This is a genomic window from Variovorax sp. Root411, from assembly GCF_001425205.1.
In the GTDB taxonomy this organism is placed as follows: domain Bacteria; phylum Pseudomonadota; class Gammaproteobacteria; order Burkholderiales; family Burkholderiaceae_C; genus Variovorax.
In genome coordinates, this window is sequence record NZ_LMDW01000002.1 from 223,232 (window position 1) to 239,224 (window position 15,993).

14 protein-coding genes are annotated in these 15,993 nt (G+C 68.8%); 6 read left to right on the plus strand and 8 right to left on the minus strand.

Translation table 11 applies throughout. The annotated features are described in order from the left end of the window. Nucleotides 1-68: 68 nt before the first annotated feature. On the minus strand, nucleotides 69-1,574 hold the full coding sequence (locus ASC92_RS07140; protein ID WP_056512438.1) for an AAA family ATPase: 1,506 nt from the start codon (nucleotides 1,572-1,574) through the stop codon (nucleotides 69-71). Between the two features lie 89 nt (nucleotides 1,575-1,663). Then, nucleotides 1,664-4,180, minus strand: a complete 2,517-nt coding sequence (locus tag ASC92_RS07145; protein ID WP_056512441.1) for an ABC transporter permease — start codon at nucleotides 4,178-4,180, stop codon at nucleotides 1,664-1,666. A 203-nt stretch (nucleotides 4,181-4,383) separates the two neighbouring features. Here ASC92_RS07145 and ASC92_RS07150 point away from each other — a divergent pair, with 203 nt between their 5' ends. Continuing rightward, nucleotides 4,384-4,611 carry a hypothetical protein gene (locus ASC92_RS07150; protein ID WP_056512444.1) on the plus strand — a complete coding sequence of 76 codons (228 nt, stop codon included), beginning with the start codon at nucleotides 4,384-4,386 and terminating at the stop codon, nucleotides 4,609-4,611. A gap of 83 nt (nucleotides 4,612-4,694) precedes the next feature. Here the strand turns inward: ASC92_RS07150 and selD are convergent, their stop codons facing one another. Continuing rightward, nucleotides 4,695-5,762, minus strand: a complete 1,068-nt coding sequence (gene selD, locus ASC92_RS07155; protein ID WP_235505719.1) for a selenide, water dikinase SelD — start codon at nucleotides 5,760-5,762, stop codon at nucleotides 4,695-4,697. Nucleotides 5,763-5,845: 83 nt separating this feature from the next. On the opposite strand from selD, the gene ASC92_RS07160 reads away from it, so the two are divergent. The 5 genes from ASC92_RS07160 to mnmH all read left to right on the plus strand — a co-directional run bounded on the left by ASC92_RS07160 (nucleotide 5,846) and on the right by mnmH (nucleotide 10,555). Then, nucleotides 5,846-6,706, plus strand: coding sequence for a putative selenate ABC transporter substrate-binding protein (locus ASC92_RS07160; protein WP_056512450.1), 861 nt, complete (start codon nucleotides 5,846-5,848; stop codon nucleotides 6,704-6,706). 40 nt (nucleotides 6,707-6,746) lie between these two features. Then, a complete protein-coding gene (locus ASC92_RS07165) occupies nucleotides 6,747-7,562 on the plus strand; it encodes a phosphonate ABC transporter ATP-binding protein (protein WP_056512452.1) in 816 nt (271 codons plus the stop codon). Then, nucleotides 7,559-8,389, plus strand: coding sequence for a PhnE/PtxC family ABC transporter permease (locus tag ASC92_RS07170; protein ID WP_056512456.1), 831 nt, complete (start codon nucleotides 7,559-7,561; stop codon nucleotides 8,387-8,389). Before ASC92_RS07165 ends, ASC92_RS07170 begins: the two co-directional genes overlap by 4 nt. Then, the gene (gene phnE, locus ASC92_RS07175; protein ID WP_056512457.1) at nucleotides 8,386-9,186 is read left to right on the plus strand and encodes a phosphonate ABC transporter, permease protein PhnE; all 801 of its coding nucleotides are present in this window, start codon (nucleotides 8,386-8,388) and stop codon (nucleotides 9,184-9,186) included. The genes ASC92_RS07170 and phnE overlap by 4 nt, the downstream gene beginning before the upstream one ends. A gap of 298 nt (nucleotides 9,187-9,484) precedes the next feature. After that, the gene (gene mnmH / locus ASC92_RS07180; protein ID WP_056512460.1) at nucleotides 9,485-10,555 is read left to right on the plus strand and encodes a tRNA 2-selenouridine(34) synthase MnmH; all 1,071 of its coding nucleotides are present in this window, start codon (nucleotides 9,485-9,487) and stop codon (nucleotides 10,553-10,555) included. Here the strand turns inward: mnmH and fdhD are convergent. The 5 genes from fdhD to modA all read right to left on the minus strand — a co-directional run bounded on the left by fdhD (nucleotide 10,489) and on the right by modA (nucleotide 15,991). Further along, nucleotides 10,489-11,406 (minus strand): formate dehydrogenase accessory sulfurtransferase FdhD, encoded by a 918-nt coding sequence (gene fdhD / locus ASC92_RS07185; RefSeq protein WP_157609002.1) that lies wholly within the window; start codon nucleotides 11,404-11,406, stop codon nucleotides 10,489-10,491. The two genes, mnmH and fdhD, sit on opposite strands and share 67 nt — an antisense overlap. Before the next feature lie 31 nt (nucleotides 11,407-11,437). Beyond that, nucleotides 11,438-11,728, minus strand: a complete 291-nt coding sequence (locus ASC92_RS07190; protein WP_056512464.1) for a hypothetical protein — start codon at nucleotides 11,726-11,728, stop codon at nucleotides 11,438-11,440. Beyond that, nucleotides 11,725-14,085, minus strand: a complete 2,361-nt coding sequence (locus ASC92_RS07195) for an FdhF/YdeP family oxidoreductase (RefSeq protein ID WP_056512466.1) — start codon at nucleotides 14,083-14,085, stop codon at nucleotides 11,725-11,727. The genes ASC92_RS07190 and ASC92_RS07195 overlap by 4 nt, the downstream gene beginning before the upstream one ends. An 83-nt stretch (nucleotides 14,086-14,168) precedes the next feature. Next, a complete protein-coding gene (locus tag ASC92_RS07200; RefSeq protein WP_056512470.1) occupies nucleotides 14,169-14,960 on the minus strand; it encodes an ABC transporter ATP-binding protein in 792 nt (263 codons plus the stop codon). A gap of 281 nt (nucleotides 14,961-15,241) precedes the next feature. Then, nucleotides 15,242-15,991: a molybdate ABC transporter substrate-binding protein gene (modA, locus tag ASC92_RS07205; protein WP_056512472.1), complete on the minus strand. Its 750-nt coding sequence runs from the start codon at nucleotides 15,989-15,991 to the stop codon at nucleotides 15,242-15,244. Nucleotides 15,992-15,993 lie beyond the last annotated feature (2 nt).

The following is a 15,993-nucleotide window of genomic DNA, read 5'->3' on the forward strand; positions in this document are numbered from 1 at the left end:
GTCGGACTTGAAGGGCCTGCTCATGCGAGCGCATGGTCGCAGCCACCTGAGCAGGCGGCTGGGGCCTGCTATTCAGCCTGTGCCAGTTGGCTGCCTGCCTGTTCATTCACGGCGCTGGCCGACGCTTCGGAGCGCGTGACACGTACCTCCTGTGGCGGCGCCTTCGTAGGCTCGACGGCCATCCGGCCCAACGCCAGCGCCGCCTTCAGCGGAAACAGCGTGCGCTCGTCGCCCTCCGCGGCATTGCTCACCGTCGTACCGCCGACCTCGCCCAGGCTGGCCGTGCGCACCGCATCGAGCCGATGCGTGGGCACCATGAAGGGCGAGTGCGTGGTGTAGATGATCTGGTTGCCGAAGTCCTTCTCGAAATGCGCGAGCAGATCGGCCTGCGAGTGGGCGTGCAGGTGCAGGCCGGGCTCGTCCAGCAGCAGGATCGCGTCTTCCGCGCGGCCGCTCCGGGTGTCCGCAAAGAACGCGACGTAGAACGAGAAGAACCACTGGAAGCCGCGGCTGCGCTCGTCGAGGTTCACCTCGACCTCGTAGGCGCCGTTCGGGTCCGACACCAGCGTGTCGAGGTACTGCCCGTCGAGGTTGAAGCGCACCTTCAGCGCACGGTCCTTCCACAGGCGGCGGATCTCGGCCGTCACCACCGAGCCCGCGCGATTGGCGAGCTGGTTGCGCGTGGCTTGGTCGTTCTTTTCCAGCAGGTCCTGCAGTTGCTGCGGGTCGAGCCCCGCGACCTTGCACAGCTTGCCGAAGCTCTGCTGCGCGGGCGTGAGCTGGCCCCAACCCTGGCGCCCGAGGTACTCCGCGATGTTCTGGCGGCCGGGCAGCGCCGGGTATTCGTCGACGTAGATGAAGCGCGGCAGCTTCTCGAGCACCCAGGCCTGCGCGCGGGCGAGCGCGGGCGCGTCGTTGGCGATGGACAGGGCCACGTCTTCGAGCTCGGCCAGCATCTGCTCCTGCTTGTCGCTGAGCTCGGCGCGCGCCACGGCCAGCGCCTTGCGCAAGGCCTGTGCCGCCTGGACCGCGCCGGCCGACCACCTGATGTAGTCGGGGCTCATGATCATCGCGGCGTCGAAGGTGTCGGCCTCCTGTTCCAGCGTCGCCTTCGCATCCTCGGCGACCTTCTCGGCGGCGGCCTTGACGCCCGGCACGATCTTGCGGACCTTGCCCTTGATGTCGCTCACGTCGAGCGACAGCGCGTTGAGCCCTTCGAGCCCGGCCCAGCGCGCAGTGGCATAGCCGCGGGCCGCGGTGACGTGGCGCACGCCTGACGCGCGCGGCAGGATTCCGGCCAGTTCGGCCTGCTCGCTTTCGTCGAGGCGCCAGCGCGTGAAGACGACTGGCGTATCGCCATTGCACTCCTCGAGCCGCCGGTGGCGCGGAAAGTCCTTGATGGGGCTGAGTTCGGCCAGCCCCTCTGCCGGGTTCAGGCTGTGGAGTGCGCGCAGCAGGTTCGATTTGCCGCTGTCATTCCGTCCGAGGATCGCCGTGATCTGCTGTGTGGAATCGATGGGGCCGCTGTCGTTGATCGAGCGAAAGTTGGTGATCTGGAATGACGCCAAGCGCATGTAGAAAGCTTCTTCTGAATTGAATACGGGGCCGGGGAATGTATTGCATTCCCCGGCCCCGTCCGGCCCGAAGCCGAAGAAAAAGATTGCTACTCGGCAGCGCGGCGCAGCGTGTCCACCACCGGGCGGCGCAGCACGTCGCGCAGGCCCCACCATCCGGCTCCCAGCGCAAGCACCGCGCCGGCCAGCGCACCGGCCACCAGCACGATGGGCGAGGCCCTCCATGTGAACTCGAACACATAGCGCGCCAGCGCCCAGCCGATCGCCGAGGCCACGATGCTCGCGAGAAAACCCGCAAGCAGTCCGACACCCGCCAGCTCGGCGCGCTGCACCTGCCGCAGCAGGCTGGCGCGCGCGCCCACCGCGCGCATCACCGCGAACTCGCGCGCGCGCTCCTCGCGCGTGGCCGTGACCGCCGCGAACAGCACCACCAGCCCGGCCGCGAGCGTGAAGCCGAACAGGAATTCGACCGCGCGGATCACCTGGTCGAGCACGCGCTGCACCTGGTTGATGGTGGCGCTCATGTCCACGTTGGTGACGTTCGGATAGCTGCGCACCAGCGCGTTGTCGAAGCCCCGCGTCTCGGGCGCGCGGAAGGCGCCCATGAAGGTGGTGGGCACGTCGGCCAGCGAAGCCACCGTGTACATGACGAAGAAGTTGGCGTGCATCGAGCCCCAGTCGACCTTGCGCAGCGAGGTGATGCGCGCCTCGTTCTGCGTGCCGCCGATGTCGAAGCGCAGCGAGTCGCCGAGCTTCAAGCCCAGCGTCTCGGCCAGGCCCTCTTCCACGCTCACCTCGCCGGGCGCATCCGGCGTCCACCTGCCGGCCGTGATGCTGTTGTGCGCGGGCGCGGCCACGCTGTTGCTGAGGTTGAACTCGCGGTCCACCAGCCGCTTGGCGCGGTCCTCGGCGTAGTCGTCGGGCGACACCGGCTTGTCGTTGATGGCCACGAGGCGGCCGCGGATCATGGGATACCAGTCGAACTTGCGCACGCCCGCATCGCGCAGCGACTTCTGGAAGGCGTCGCTCTGGTCGGGCATGACGTTGATGACGAAGCGGTTCGGCGCGTCGGGCGGCGTGGCCTGGCGCCAGCTCGCGACAAGGTCGGTGCGCAGCAGCACCAGCAGCACCAGCGCCAGCAGCCCCACCGACAGCGCACTGACCTGCACCACCGCATACGCCGGCCGCGCCGAGATCTGCCGCGTGGCCAGCACCAGCCAGCGCGGCGCAGTCGTTTCGTTGACGCTGCGGCGCAGCACCTTCACCGCGAGCCAGCTCAGCAGCGCGAACACCGCCACCGCGCCCGCGAAGCCGCCGACGGCAATGAGGCCCAGCTTGATGTCGCTGCTCGCCGCCATCAGCAGCGCCGCGAAGCCTGCGACGCCGACGCCCAGCACCGCGAGCGAAGCGGGCTTGAGGCCGCCCACGTCGCGCCGGATCACGCGCAGCGGCGGCACGCGGGCCAGTTGCAGCACCGGCGGCAGGCCGAAGGCAAACAGCAGCGTGAGCCCCATGCCCAGCCCAAAGGCCACCGGCCACAGCGTGGCCGCGGGCAGCGCGGTTTCGACCAGCCCCGCCAGCAGCAGCACGAACACGTAGTGCACCGCGAAGCCGATCGCCACGCCGAGCGCGCTGGCCACGATGCCGATCACCGCGAACTCGAAGGCGTAGGCGACGGCGATGGTGCGCTGGCTCTGGCCCAGCACGCGCAGCATCGCGCAGTCGTCGAGGTGGCTGGCCGCAAAGCCGCGCGCGGCCAGCGCCACGGCCACGGCCGACAGCAGCGCCGCGAGGAGCGCGACCAGGCTCAGGAATTTTTCGGCGCGGTCCAGCGTCTGGCGCATCTCGGGCCGGCCGCCTTCGAAGGAATCGAGCCGCACGCCGCGCAGCTCGCCTTTCTTGATGGTGGCGTCGGCCCAGTCGGAAAAACGCTTCACCGCCGCGTCGCTGCCCGCCACCGCATAGCGGTAGCCGACGCGGCTGGCCGGCTGCACGAGTGCGGTGCGCGCGACGTCGGCCTGGTTGATCATCACGCGCGGCGAGAAGCTCATGAAGCCGGCACCGCGGTCGGGCTCCAGCGTGATGACGCGGCCGACGCGCAGGCCGGCGTCGCCGAGCAGCAGCGTGTCGCCGACCTTGAGCGCGAGCGAGTCGAGCAGCGAGGCATCGACCCACACCTCGCCCGGCGGGGGGATGTCTCGCGTGGCCTTGCCCGGGCCTTCGAAAGTGGTCGAGGTCTGCAGGCTGCCGCGCAGCGGATAGCCCGCGGCCACGGCCTTCAGCGCCACCAGCTTGCTGGCGCCGCCCTGCGCGTCTTCGGCCCGCGCCATGGTCGGAAAGCCGTAGGTGCCGGAACCTTCCAGGCCGAGCGACCTGGCCTGCGCCACGAAGGCCGCGGGCGTCGGGTTGTCGCTGACGATCACCGCATCGCCGCCCAGCAGCTGGCGCGCATCGCGCTTCAGCCCGCCCTGCAGCCGGTCGGCGAAGAAGCCGACCGCCGTGAGCGCGGCCACGGCCAGCAGCACGGCGACGATCAACAGGCGCAACTCGCCGGCGCGCAGGTCGCGCCAGAGCGTGCGCCAACCCAGGCGGAGGGAGGCATTCATGGCGCGAACGATAGCCGACGATCCGGGGCACGTCCGGCCTCAAGGGTTATTGCGCCCTGGCGCCCCTTGATCCCGGCAGGATGCTGCCGCATGATGCGACAAACACACCCCGTTCTATCGCAAACCGGGCATCCCGGCGGGCAAAGGGCGAGGCAAGAAGACAGCCAGTTTGTTTGTCGGACCATCCTTCGCGAGGAGTGTCTATGCCACGATGCCAGCGCTTGCAGATCGTCGGCCTGTGCCTGGTTGCAGGTGTGCTGGCCAGTGCCTGCGATCCCAAACCCCCCGTACCGAAGGTGACCGGCGCGAGCCCGGCGGACGTCAGGCCCGCCGACTCCGGCGTCGGCCGCATGAGCGGCCCGAACGGCGGCAGTTCCTCCGGCGGCGCGGCACCCGCGCCGAGCGGCGGCGACGCTGCGGCGCCCAAGTAGCGCCGGTCGCCAGATCCACTTATCGAGCGCCGCTTGCCCCCACCCCTGCCCTCCCCCGGAAGGGGAGGGAGACATACCGGGGCCTATGAAATCACGCGCAACGAGGGCTCGCCAGCCTCCACACGGCCTATGACCGCCGCTCGCGCAAAGCCTTCGTCGCGAAAGATCTTCAGCACCGCATCGACCGCTTCGGGCGCACAGCTCACGAGCAGGCCGCCCGATGTCTGCGGGTCGCTCAGCAGGTTCTGCGCGGTGGCCGGCAGGCCGGCTGCGAGTTCGACCTCGGTGCCATAGCCCGCCCAGTTGCGCCCCGAAGCGCCGGTAACGAACCCGGCGGCGGCCATCGCCACCACGTTGTCGAGCAACGGCACCTTCGACCACTCGACCACCGCCGCCAGCTTCGCGCCGCGCGCCAGTTCGAGCGCGTGGCCGGCCAGCCCGAAGCCCGTGACATCGGTCAGCGCATGCACGCCGTCGAGTGCCGACAGCGCGATGCCGGGCGTGTTGAGCTTCGTCGTGTTCTCGATCAGTTGGCGGTAGCCCGTCTCGGACAGTTGCTCCTTCTTGAGCGCGGCCGAAAGCACGCCCACGCCCAGCGGCTTGCCCAGCACCAGCACGTCGCCCGCCTTCGCATCGGCATTGCGCCGCACGCGATCCGGGTGCACCAGCCCCATCGCGACGAGGCCGTAGATCGGCTCGACCGAATCGATGGTGTGGCCGCCTGCAATCGGAATGCCGGCTGCACGGCACACGTCCTGCCCGCCGCGCACGATCTCGGCGATGACTTCCACGGGCAGCTGGTTGATCGGCATGGCCACCAGGGCCAGCGCCATGATCGGCTGGCCGCCCATCGCGTACACGTCGCTGATGGCGTTGGTTGCGGCGATGCGGCCGAACTCGTAGGGGTCGTCCACGATGGGCATGAAAAAGTCGGTGGTCGCGATCAGTGCCTGCTGGTCGTTGAGCCTGTAGACGGCCGCGTCGTCGGCGGTCTCGATGCCCACCATGAGTTCGGGCGGAATCATGCCGCCGGCGTGGTTCTTCAGGATCTGCGACAGCACGCCGGGCGCGATCTTGCAGCCGCAGCCGCCGCCATGCGAAAAACTCGTGAGGCGCAAGGGCGCAAGCGGGTTCATGAGCGTTGGGTTCATGGGTCGATTATCGAAGCGGCCCCGCTTTCTACAATCCTGTCCTTTCCCTTCCCGCACCTGCTGCACGTTTTCGAGGCACATCCATGAAGAAGACAACTCTCACCCAGGTGGCGCTCGCGCTCGCCGTTTCCGTCGCCAGCTTCGGCGCCCTCGCCCAGGGCGTGCTGCGCGTCTCGGCCATCCCCGACGAGGCGCCCACCGAGCTGCAGCGCAAGTTCACGCCGCTGGGCGATTACCTCAAGAAGGAAACCGGCATGGACGTGCAGTTCACGCCCGTGACCGACTACGCCGCCGTGGTCGAAGGCCTGGCCACAAACAAGATCGACATGGCCTGGCTGGGCGGCTTCACCTTCGTGCAGGCGCGCATCCGCACCAATGGCGGCGCCGTGCCGATCGTGCAGCGCGCGGAAGACGAGGTGTTCACCAGCAAGTTCATCGTACCGGTCGACAGCACCGCGAAGACCCTGGCAGACCTGAAGGGCAAGACCTTTGCCTTCGGCGCACCCTCGTCCACCTCGGGCAGCCTGATGCCGCGCTACTTTTTGCTGCAGGCCGGCATCAACCCCGAGAAGGATTTCAAGACGGTCGCGTTCTCGGGCGCGCACGACGCCACGGTGGCCTTCGTGGCCGCATCGCGCGCCGAAGCGGGCGTGCTCAATGCCTCGGTGTGGGACAAGCTGGTCGAATCGAAGAACCCCAATGCCGCCAAGGTGCGCGTGCTGGCGACCACGCCGACCTACTACGACTACAACTGGACGGTGCGCCCGGGCATGGACGCCACGCTGCAGAAGAAGCTGACCGACGCGTTCCTGAAGCTCGATCCGGCGAACCCCGCGCACAAGGAAATCATGGCGCTGCAGCGTGCGAGCAAGTTCATCCCGACCAAGTCGTCGAACTACGACGGGATCGAGACGGCGGGGAAGTCGGCGGGTTTGATCAAGTGATGTGGAACCAGGGGGAGTCGCCCCCCGAAAGCCCCGCAGCGTGAGCTTCTCCCTCGATGCCATCGGCGTGGTCCACGCCAGCGGACAGCGCGCGCTGGCCAGAGTGACGCTCGCCGCGCAGGACGGCGAACGCATCGCCGTCATCGGCCCTTCGGGCGCCGGCAAGACCACGCTGCTGCGCGTGCTCGGCGCTGCGCTGCGGCCCACGGAGGGCGCAGTGCAGGCATTGGGCGCACAGCCCTGGCAGTTGCCGGCCGCAGCACTGAAGAAGCTGCGCGCCCGCATCGGCACCGTGCACCAGGCGCCACCGATCGCGCCACGCCTGCGCGTGGTCACCGCCGTGCTTGCGGGCCGGCTCGGCGAATGGTCCTCATTGCGCGCGCTGGGCTCGCTGTTCTATCCGTCGGACATCGCCGGCGCGCACGAAGCGCTGTCGCGGCTGGCCATGGAAGACCGCCTGTTCGACCGCTGCGACCGCCTCTCGGGCGGCCAGCTGCAGCGCGTCGGCATCGCGCGCGCCCTGTACCAGCGCCCCGCCCTGCTGCTGGCCGACGAGCCCGTATCCGCGCTCGACCCCACGCTGGCCGATGCCGCCGTCGGCCAGCTCGTTGCGCAAAGCGGATCGACAGGCGCCACGCTGGTGGCCTCGCTGCATGCGGTGGACCTGGCGCTGCGCTGGTTCCCGCGCATCGTCGGCATGCGCAACGGGCAGGTGACGTTCGACCTGCCTGCCGCGGAAGTCACGGCTGCGATGCTCGACGCGCTGTATGCGAGCGAAGGCGGCATCGCCACGCAGCGGCCGCTGCCGGCGGGCGCTGCGATGGAGGCGGCCTTCCACCGGCCGGACTGCCCTTGAGCTCGAACGCCATCGCGCAGCGCGACCCGCATGCGGCACGCCGGCTGGCCGGGTGGATCGCCGCGCTCGCCATCGCGTGGCCGATGCTGGCGCTGTCGGAGTTCAAGCCGTGGGCGCTGTTCGGCAGCGGCAACCTCGCCGTCATCGGCGGTTTCCTGGCGGGCTTCTTTCCGCCCGAGGGCTCGCCTGCATTCCTCGCGATGCTCTTCAAGGCCACGCTCGAAACGCTGGCCATGGCCACGGCCGGCACCGCACTGGCGCTGCTGATCGGCGCGCCGCTCGGCTTCGTGACAACGCGCGCACTGTCCATCTCGCGCATCGGCCCCGGGCCCGGCCGCGTGCAGGCGGGCATCGTGCGGCAGGCCGCGCGCTGGCTACTGATGGTGCTGCGCGCCATTCCGGAGATCGTCTGGGCGCTGCTGTTCGTGCGCGCGCTCGGGCTCGGCCCCGCCTCGGGCGTGCTGGCGCTGGCCATCACCTACGGCGGCATGCTGGGCAAGGTCTACGCCGAGATCCTCGAATCGACCGACACGCGCCCCGCGCGCGCCCTGCTCGAAAGCGGCAGCGGCCGGGTCACGGCGCTGTGCTACGGCCTGCTGCCGAACACGGCGCAGGAACTGGCTTCGTACACCGTCTACCGATGGGAATGCGCGGTGCGCGCCTCGGTGGTGATGGGCTTCGTCGGCGCCGGCGGCCTCGGCCAGCTGATGGACCAGTCGATGAAGATGCTCAACGGCGGCGAGGCCAGCAGCATCCTGCTGGTGTTCCTCGCGCTGGTGCTGCTGGCAGACCTGCTGAGCAATGCACTGCGGAGGCTGCTGGCATGACCACGCCGCTGCCCCCGCGCCCGCCGCCGTGCTGGCGCTGCCGCATCGCGCTGCTGCTGATCGGCGCAGCGGTGGCCGCGAGCTTCGTCTACCTGGGCATCGACTACCGCGCGCTCGGCTCGTCGGAGTCGCTTCGGCTCATGGGCAAGTTCATCGCCGAGTTCTTCCCGCCTGACCTCTCGCCGGACTTCCTCGCCAAGGTAGGCAACGGTGCCTTGCAGACGCTGGCCGTTTCGGCCCTCGGCACGGTGCTGGCGGCCGTTGCGGGTGCAGTGCTTGCGCTGCCTGCATCGGGCCGCACCGGCTGGCTGCCACGCCACGTGGCGCGCTTCGTCCTGAACTTCCTGCGCAGCGTGCCCGAACTCGTGTGGGCCGCGCTGATGGTGCTGGCTGCCGGCATCGGCCCGTTCGCAGGCGCGCTGGCCCTGTCGCTGCATACCACCGGCGTGCTGGGCCGCCTGTTCGCCGAGGCATTGGAAAACGCCCCGCGCGAGCCCGAGCACGCGCTGACGCTCTCGGGCGCCAACGCGGTCACCGCCTTCAGTTACGCCAGCCTGCCCATCGTGCTGCCGCAATGGGTCGCCTACACGCTCTACCGCTGGGAGATGAACATCCGCATGGCGGCCGTGCTGGGCTTCGTGGGCGGTGGCGGGCTGGGGCAGCTGCTGTACTTCCACCTGTCGATCTTCCAGCAGCAGCAAGCGATGACGGTGCTGATCGCGATGTTCGTGCTGGTCACCTTTGTCGACTTTGCCAGCGCTCGGTTGCGCAAGGGGCTGGGGCCTGCTTACGCTTGATGCGCTCCCGGCCTCAGAGGTGCGATCACGCCGACGGGGTGCCTTGCTCCGCGAATGTCCCCCGCTTCGCTCCTCCTTTATTTCGCTGCGCAAGGCACCCCATCGGCGCGATCGATCAGAGCACTGGTTGATCGGCCAGCACAACGGCGGCGTCCATCGTGCACAGGGCACCGGGTGCTCCCCGCAGCGAAATAAAGGAGGAGCGAAGCAGGGGACATTCGCGGAGGGGAGTACCCGGTGCCCTGTGCACGTGCCCTGAACAAGCAAGACCGACAATCGACGCCATGAGGTTCCAGCCATGAGTCACCGCCAGCCCGTACGAGTCGCCGACCGCCACGCCTTCGACACGCTGATCGACGCCCGCTCGCCGGCCGAGTTCGCGCTCGACCACATTCCCGGCGCCATCAACTGCCCCGTGCTCGACGACGAGGAGCGCCACATCGTTGGCACGGTCTATGTGCAGACCGGAGCCTTCGAGGCGCGGCGCATCGGCGGCGCGATGGTCGCTGCCAACATCGCCAGGCACCTGCGCGACACGCTGGCCGACCGGCCCGAGAACTGGAAACCGCTGGTCTACTGCTGGCGCGGCGGCATGCGCAGCGGCTCGATGGTCACCTGGCTTCGTCTCGTCGGCTGGGATGCGCAGCAACTCGCGGGCGGCTACAAGAGCTTTCGCCGGCATGTGATCACGCAGATCGATTCGCTGACGCCCAAGCTCGACCTGCGCGTGATCTGCGGCGCCACCGGCAGCGCCAAGACCCGCGTGCTGCATGCGCTGGCCGCGCGCGGTGCGCAGGTGCTCGACCTCGAAGATTTCGCCAGCCACAAGGGCTCGCTGCTGGGTTCGCTGCCGGGCGTGCCGCAGCCCTCGCAAAAGCATTTCGAGACGCGCATCGCGGCCGTGCTCGAAACCATCGACCTGTCACGCCCGCTGTACGTCGAGGGCGAGAGCATCCGCATCGGGCGGCTGTCGCTGCCGTTGTCGCTGGTGGCCCGGATGCGCGCGGCGCCGTGCATCGAGGTGTCCGCCACGCCCGAGGCGCGGCTGGCCTACCTGCTGCGCGACTACGCCTACCTGGGCGACGACCGCAACGCGCTGGCCGGCAAGCTCGGCGTGCTGAAGGAACTGCAGGGCAAGGAGACGGTGGCGCGCTGGCAGCAATGGGCGCACGAGGCCGACCTGCCGCACCTGTTCGCGGAACTGATGGCGCTGCACTACGACCCGCACTACCAGAAGTCGCAGGAGCTGCACTTCCGCGCCTGGGCGCAGCGCCAGAGCGTGGCGGCGCCCGACCTGTCGGATCAGGGTATCGAGGCGGTGGCCGATGCAGTGCTGGCGCTCGGCGAACCCGCGAGTCCATCGGCATAGAGCACACCGCGCGGCGCGCGGCACAGTCCCCAGAAACGCAGGCCGCTGAGCTCGGCCATGTGCACGCCCATCGAGGTCGGTGCCGAGATGGTCGCCATCGCCGCAATGCCGAGGCGCGCGCATTTGCGCACCAGTTCGTGGCTGCCGCGGCTGGACATCAGCACGAAGCCCGGCTCTTCGAGACGGCCCGCCAGCGCGAGCTCGCCGAGCAGCTTGTCGAGCGCGTTGTGGCGGCCGACGTCTTCCATCAGGTCGGTGAGTTCGCCATCGACCGTGGCCCATGCGGCGGCGTGGATCGCGCCAGCTTCGGCGTTGAGGACCTGGCGCGGCGGCATGGCGGCGAAGGCGCGCAGCACGGTGGCCAGATCGATGCGCTCGATCCAGTCGCGCTGCGGCACGCGCTGCGGCGTGAGGTCGAGCCCCGCGAAGCTCTCGACGCCGCACACGCCGCAGCCGGTGCGGCCCGCGAGGCTGCGGCGACGGTCTTTCAGGCGCTCGAAGCTGCGCGTGGAAATCTCGAGCTGCACCTCGATGCCGGGCATGCCTTCGGGCAGGCCCGCTTCGGTGGCATCGACCGTGCGCACCTCGATGCCGCGGCAATCGGTGGCGGTGTCGAGAATGCCTTCGCTCAGCGCGAAGCCGAGCGCGAAGGCTTCGAGGTCTTGCGGGGTGGCCATCATCACCGCGTGCGAGACGCCGTTGAACACCAGCGCCACCGGCACTTCGGCCGCCAGCGTGTCGTCGCGCACCACGCCTTCGGACGCAATGCCGCGCTCGCCGAAGACATGCACGGCATGCCGCGAGAGCGGCGGCAGGGTGTCTTCGGGATCGGCGAGGTCTGGCTTCGACATGGTGGCTCCGGGCGGGCCTGCCATTGTCTGCTCAGTCGCGGTTTTCGTCCGCAAGGGGCGGCAGCGTTTGCACCTGGGCCCGTCCGGGCGCCTGGAGGTGTGCCACCCAGCGGTCGTCGTGCTGCACCACCCGCACCCAGCCGGGGCCGCGCACGCCGCCAATGGCCGCATCGCCCATCAGCGTGAGCCTGCGCATCAGCACGCTCGCGCCCTGCCCGAGCCGCTTGCCCAGGCGCGGCAGCGAGACGCCCGTGTCGTCCGGCGCCTGCGCGAGCATGCGCAGGATCGCCACGGACAGGCTGTCTTCGAGCAATGCGCTCATTCGACCACCTCCGCAGCGGCCTCGTCCTCCGCCAGCTTCTGGATCGGCAGTTCGTGCGGCACCAGCACCACGGGAATGGACTTGGAAGTCGGCGTACCCGCGTTCTCGGCCACCGACGACAGCGGCACCAGTGGGTTCGTCTCGGGGTAGTACGCCGCGAGGTTGCCGCGCGGGATGTCGTAGGCGACCAGCCTGAAGCGGTCGGCACGGCGCTCCTGGCCGTCGTTCCACACCGTCTGCAGATCGACCCAGTCGCCATCCTTCATGCCCAGCGCCCGGATGTCCTCGGCGTTGATGAAGACCACGCGGCGCTGGCCGAACACGCCGCGGTAGCGGTCGTCCATGCCGTAGATGGTGGTGTTGTACTGGTCGTGCGAACGCGTGGTCAGCAGAGTGAAGACGATGGTGTCGCCCTTCTTCGCGAAGCGCGCGCGGGCGCGGTGCGAATGGGTGTCCAGCGGCACGGCGTGCGTGAAGAACACGGCCTTCTTCGACGCGGTGTTCCACACGCGCTCGCTCGCGGTGTTGCGCAGGCGGAAGCCCCCGGGGCGCGCGACACGCGCGTTGAAATCCTTGAAGTCGTCGAACACGGCTTCGATCTTGTCGCGGATGCGCGCGTAGTCTTCGATCAGCGACAGCCACGGCGTCTTGCTGCGTGCGCCGAGGGTGGCGGCCGCGAGCCGCGCCACGATGGCGGGTTCGGACAGCAGCTGCTCCGACGCGGGCGGATTGATGCCCATCGAGATGTGCACCATGCTCATCGAGTCTTCCACCGTCACGCCCTGAGGGCCGCCGGCCTGCATGTCGATCTCGGTGCGCCCCAGGCACGGCAGGATCAGCGCCTCGCGCCCGTGGATCACGTGGCTGCGGTTGAGCTTGGTGGTCACGTGCACTGTGAGGTCGCACTTCTGCAGGCCCTTCCAGGTCTGGTAGGTGTCGGGCGTGGCCGCCGCGAAGTTGCCGCCGAGCGCGAAGAACACCTTGCCCTTGCCCTCGAGCATGAGCTGTATGGCCTCGACCGTGTCGACGCCATTGCGGCGCGGCGGCTCGAAACCGAACACCTGCTGCAGCCGATCAAGCAGCGCGGCAGGCGGCTTTTCCCAGATGCCCATGGTGCGGTCGCCCTGCACGTTGCTGTGGCCGCGCACCGGACAGGCGCCCGCGCCTTCGCGCCCCATGTGGCCGCACAGCATGAGCCAGTTGCCGATCATCTGGATGGTGGCCACCGAATGCTGGTGCTGCGTGATGCCCATGCCCCAGCAGGCGATGACCCGCCTGGCGCCCAGGTACACGTCGGCCGCGGCGCGGATTTGCGCCTCGCTCAGGCCCGACTCCTGTACCAGGATGTCCCACGACTCGGCACGCAGGTCGGCCGCCAGCGCCTCGAAGCCAGTGGTGTGGGCCGCGATGAATTCATGGTCGAGCATCGGAGGCTCGCCGCGCACCACGGCTTCGTCCTCGCGCTCGATGACGTGCTTCATCATCCCCTTGACGGCTGCGAAGTCGCCGCCCACGCGCAGCTGGAAGTAGTGCGTGCTGATGGGGGTGGAGCCCATGGTCGCCATCTCCAGCTTGTCTTGCGGATCGGCAAAACGCTCCAGCCCGCGCTCACGCAGCGGGTTGAAGCTCACGATGCGAGCGCCGCGCTTCGAGGCCGCGCGCAGCTCGCCGAGCATGCGCGGATGGTTGGTGCCGGGGTTCTGGCCGAAGATGAAGATCGCGTCGGCCTTCTCGAAGTCATCGAGCGTGACCGTGCCCTTGCCCACGCCGAACTGCGGGCGCATGCCGCTGCCGCTGGGCTCGTGGCACATGTTCGAGCAGTCGGGAAAATTGTTGGTGCCGTACTCGCGCACGAACAGCTGATAGAGAAAGGCGGCCTCGTTGCTCGCGCGGCCCGAGGTGTAGAAGATGGCCTGGTTCGGGTCGGGCAGCGCGTTCAGGTGCTTCGCGATGCGCGCGAACGCGTCGTCCCATTCGATGGGCACGTACTTGTCGCTGGCCGCGTCGTAGGCCATGGGGTGCGTGAGGCGGCCCTGGTCTTCGAGCCAGAAATCGCTCTGCTCGGCCAGTTGCGCCACGGTGTGCTTTGCAAAGAGTTCCGGGCCGGCACGCCGCGCGGTGGCTTCGGCGGCCACGGCCTTGACGCCGTTCTCGCAGAACTCGAACGTGGAGGCGTGGTTTCGGTCGGGCCAGGCACAGCCGGGGCAGTCGAAACCGTCGGGCTGGTTGGCCGAGAGCAGCGTCTTCGCGCCCTTGATGGGAATGTCCTGCCGCAGCAGCGCATTGGTCACGCTGCGCAATGCGCCCCAACCGCCCGCGGGGCCCTTGTAAAACTCGATCTTCTGCTCACTGCTCATGGCAGCGAGTGTTCGCCGTGGGCCTTCAGAGCGTCAAATTGAATCGGGACATGCGGCGATTCAAAAAGGAAATGAAGGAGATCTCAAACCCCTCGTGTGTCCTGCGTCAACAGGCCGCGCAGCTTGCTACGCAAGGGCGTCTCCTCGACGGCCTGCACGCCGGCAATCTCGCGCAGCGCGAAGTCGCGGCTTTCAGCCGTGTGCAGGTCGATCTCGCGCACCACCTGCCCATCCTTGTAGACAAAGGCCACGTCAGCCAGCGCGAGCACGTCCTCGATGTCGTGCGTGATCATCAGCACCGGAATGCCCCATTGCCTGCGCACCAGCGCAAGCTCATTGCGCAACTCGGCGCGCAGCATGGGGTTGAGCGCGGCGAAAGGTTCGTCGAGCAGCAGCACCTGCGGCTCGCAGGCCAGCGCGCGCGCGAGGGCCACGCGCTGCTGCTGCCCGCCCGAGAGGTTCTGCGGCCGGCTGTCGGCCAGTGCGGCGAGGCCGAAGCTTTCGAGCAGGGCCTGCACGCGCTCGGCGTCTTTCGCAGCCGGCTTGCGACGATGCCATGCGGTCAGCCCGAAGCCCACGTTCTCGCGCACGCTCAGGTGCGGGAACAGTGCGTAGTGCTGGAACAGGTAGCCGATGCGCCGCGCCGAAGCAGGCACGTCGATGCCCTGGGCCGCGTCGTACAGCGTGCGGCCGTCGAGCCGCACATGGCCGGCGCTGGGATGCAGCAGGCCGGCAATGGCCTGCAGGGTCAGAGACTTGCCTGCACCCGAGGGGCCGTAGAGCGCGGCGAAAGGCACGTCGGTCGCGAAACGCACGGCCAGATCGAAGCGTCGGCGGCCGTCGGCTACCGTGAGCTTCAGGTCGACATCGATCATCCTTGCTGCTCCGGCGTTCTGGGGCGTGACGCGCGGTTGGTTTCGGGGTGCGTGCGCAGGCCACCGGGTACTCCCCTCCGCGAATGTCCCCCGCTTCGCTCCTCCTTTATTTCGCTGCGGGGAGCACCCGATGCCCTGTGCACGAGGGCACGCTGCTGATTCGCGGCCGATCGACAAGTGCTCTGAACGATCACGACGGCGGGGTGCCTTGCGCAGCGAAATAAAGGAGGAGCGAAGCGGGGGACATTCGCGGAGCAAACAACAGGATCTCATCTCAGGAGTCACGGCTTCCCGAACCCATAGCGCGCGAGCACTTCCTGCGCGGCGGGCGTCGAAAGAAAGGCGATGAAGTCGCCGGCCAGCGCTTTCTGTTTGCTCTCCGAAACCACAGCGATAGGGTACGTCACAGGCGCGTGGCCGGTGGGCGTGAAGGCGATCTTCACCTTGTCGCCGGCCACCGCCGCATCGGTGCGGTAGACGAAACCAGCCTCGACCTCACCGCGGCTCACGTAGTCGAGCACCTGGCGCACGCTGTCGGCCTGCACGAACTTGGGTTCGAGCGTGGTCCAGAGCTTGGCGCTGTCGAGCACCTGCCTGGTGTAGCGGCCGACCGGCACGGTGGCGACCTTGCCGATGGCGATCTTCTTGACACTCGCGCCGCCCAGGTCTTGCAGCGTCTTGACGCCCACGCCCTCCTTGGCGGGCTCGATGAGCACGAGGCTGTTGGTGACGAAGTCCTTGCGCGTGGCGACATCGATGGCCTTCTGCTCGGCGCCGCGATTCATCGTTTCCTGGTCGGCGCTGGCGAACACGTCGACCGGCGCGCCCTGGACGATCTGCTGCAGCAGCACGCCCGAGGCGGCGAAATTGAAGCGCACCACGGCCCCGGGCCTGGCAGCCTCGAACCTCGGGCCGATTTCCTTGAACGCGTCGGTCAGGCTCGCGGCGGCGGACACGGTGATCTGCTGCGCGCCGGCAGCCAGCGGCAGGGCGAGTGCGAGAGCCAGCGACAGAAGGTGGAACGGGCGCATGG

Coding starts and splice junctions, on each gene's coding strand:
- phnE (WP_056512457.1), top strand. CDS start 8,386: ATGACCACGCCGCTGCCCCCGCGCCCGCCGCCGTGCTGGCGCTGCCGC.
- ASC92_RS07190 (WP_056512464.1), bottom strand. CDS start 11,728: ATGAGCGCATTGCTCGAAGACAGCCTGTCCGTGGCGATCCTGCGCATG.
- mnmH (WP_056512460.1), top strand. CDS start 9,485: ATGAGTCACCGCCAGCCCGTACGAGTCGCCGACCGCCACGCCTTCGAC.
- ASC92_RS07140 (WP_056512438.1), bottom strand. CDS start 1,574: ATGCGCTTGGCGTCATTCCAGATCACCAACTTTCGCTCGATCAACGAC.
- ASC92_RS07195 (WP_056512466.1), bottom strand. CDS start 14,085: ATGAGCAGTGAGCAGAAGATCGAGTTTTACAAGGGCCCCGCGGGCGGT.
- selD (WP_235505719.1), bottom strand. CDS start 5,762: ATGAACCCAACGCTCATGAACCCGCTTGCGCCCTTGCGCCTCACGAGT.
- ASC92_RS07145 (WP_056512441.1), bottom strand. CDS start 4,180: ATGAATGCCTCCCTCCGCCTGGGTTGGCGCACGCTCTGGCGCGACCTG.
- fdhD (WP_157609002.1), bottom strand. CDS start 11,406: ATGTCGAAGCCAGACCTCGCCGATCCCGAAGACACCCTGCCGCCGCTC.
- ASC92_RS07200 (WP_056512470.1), bottom strand. CDS start 14,960: ATGATCGATGTCGACCTGAAGCTCACGGTAGCCGACGGCCGCCGACGC.
- modA (WP_056512472.1), bottom strand. CDS start 15,991: ATGCGCCCGTTCCACCTTCTGTCGCTGGCTCTCGCACTCGCCCTGCCG.
- ASC92_RS07150 (WP_056512444.1), top strand. CDS start 4,384: ATGCCACGATGCCAGCGCTTGCAGATCGTCGGCCTGTGCCTGGTTGCA.
- ASC92_RS07160 (WP_056512450.1), top strand. CDS start 5,846: ATGAAGAAGACAACTCTCACCCAGGTGGCGCTCGCGCTCGCCGTTTCC.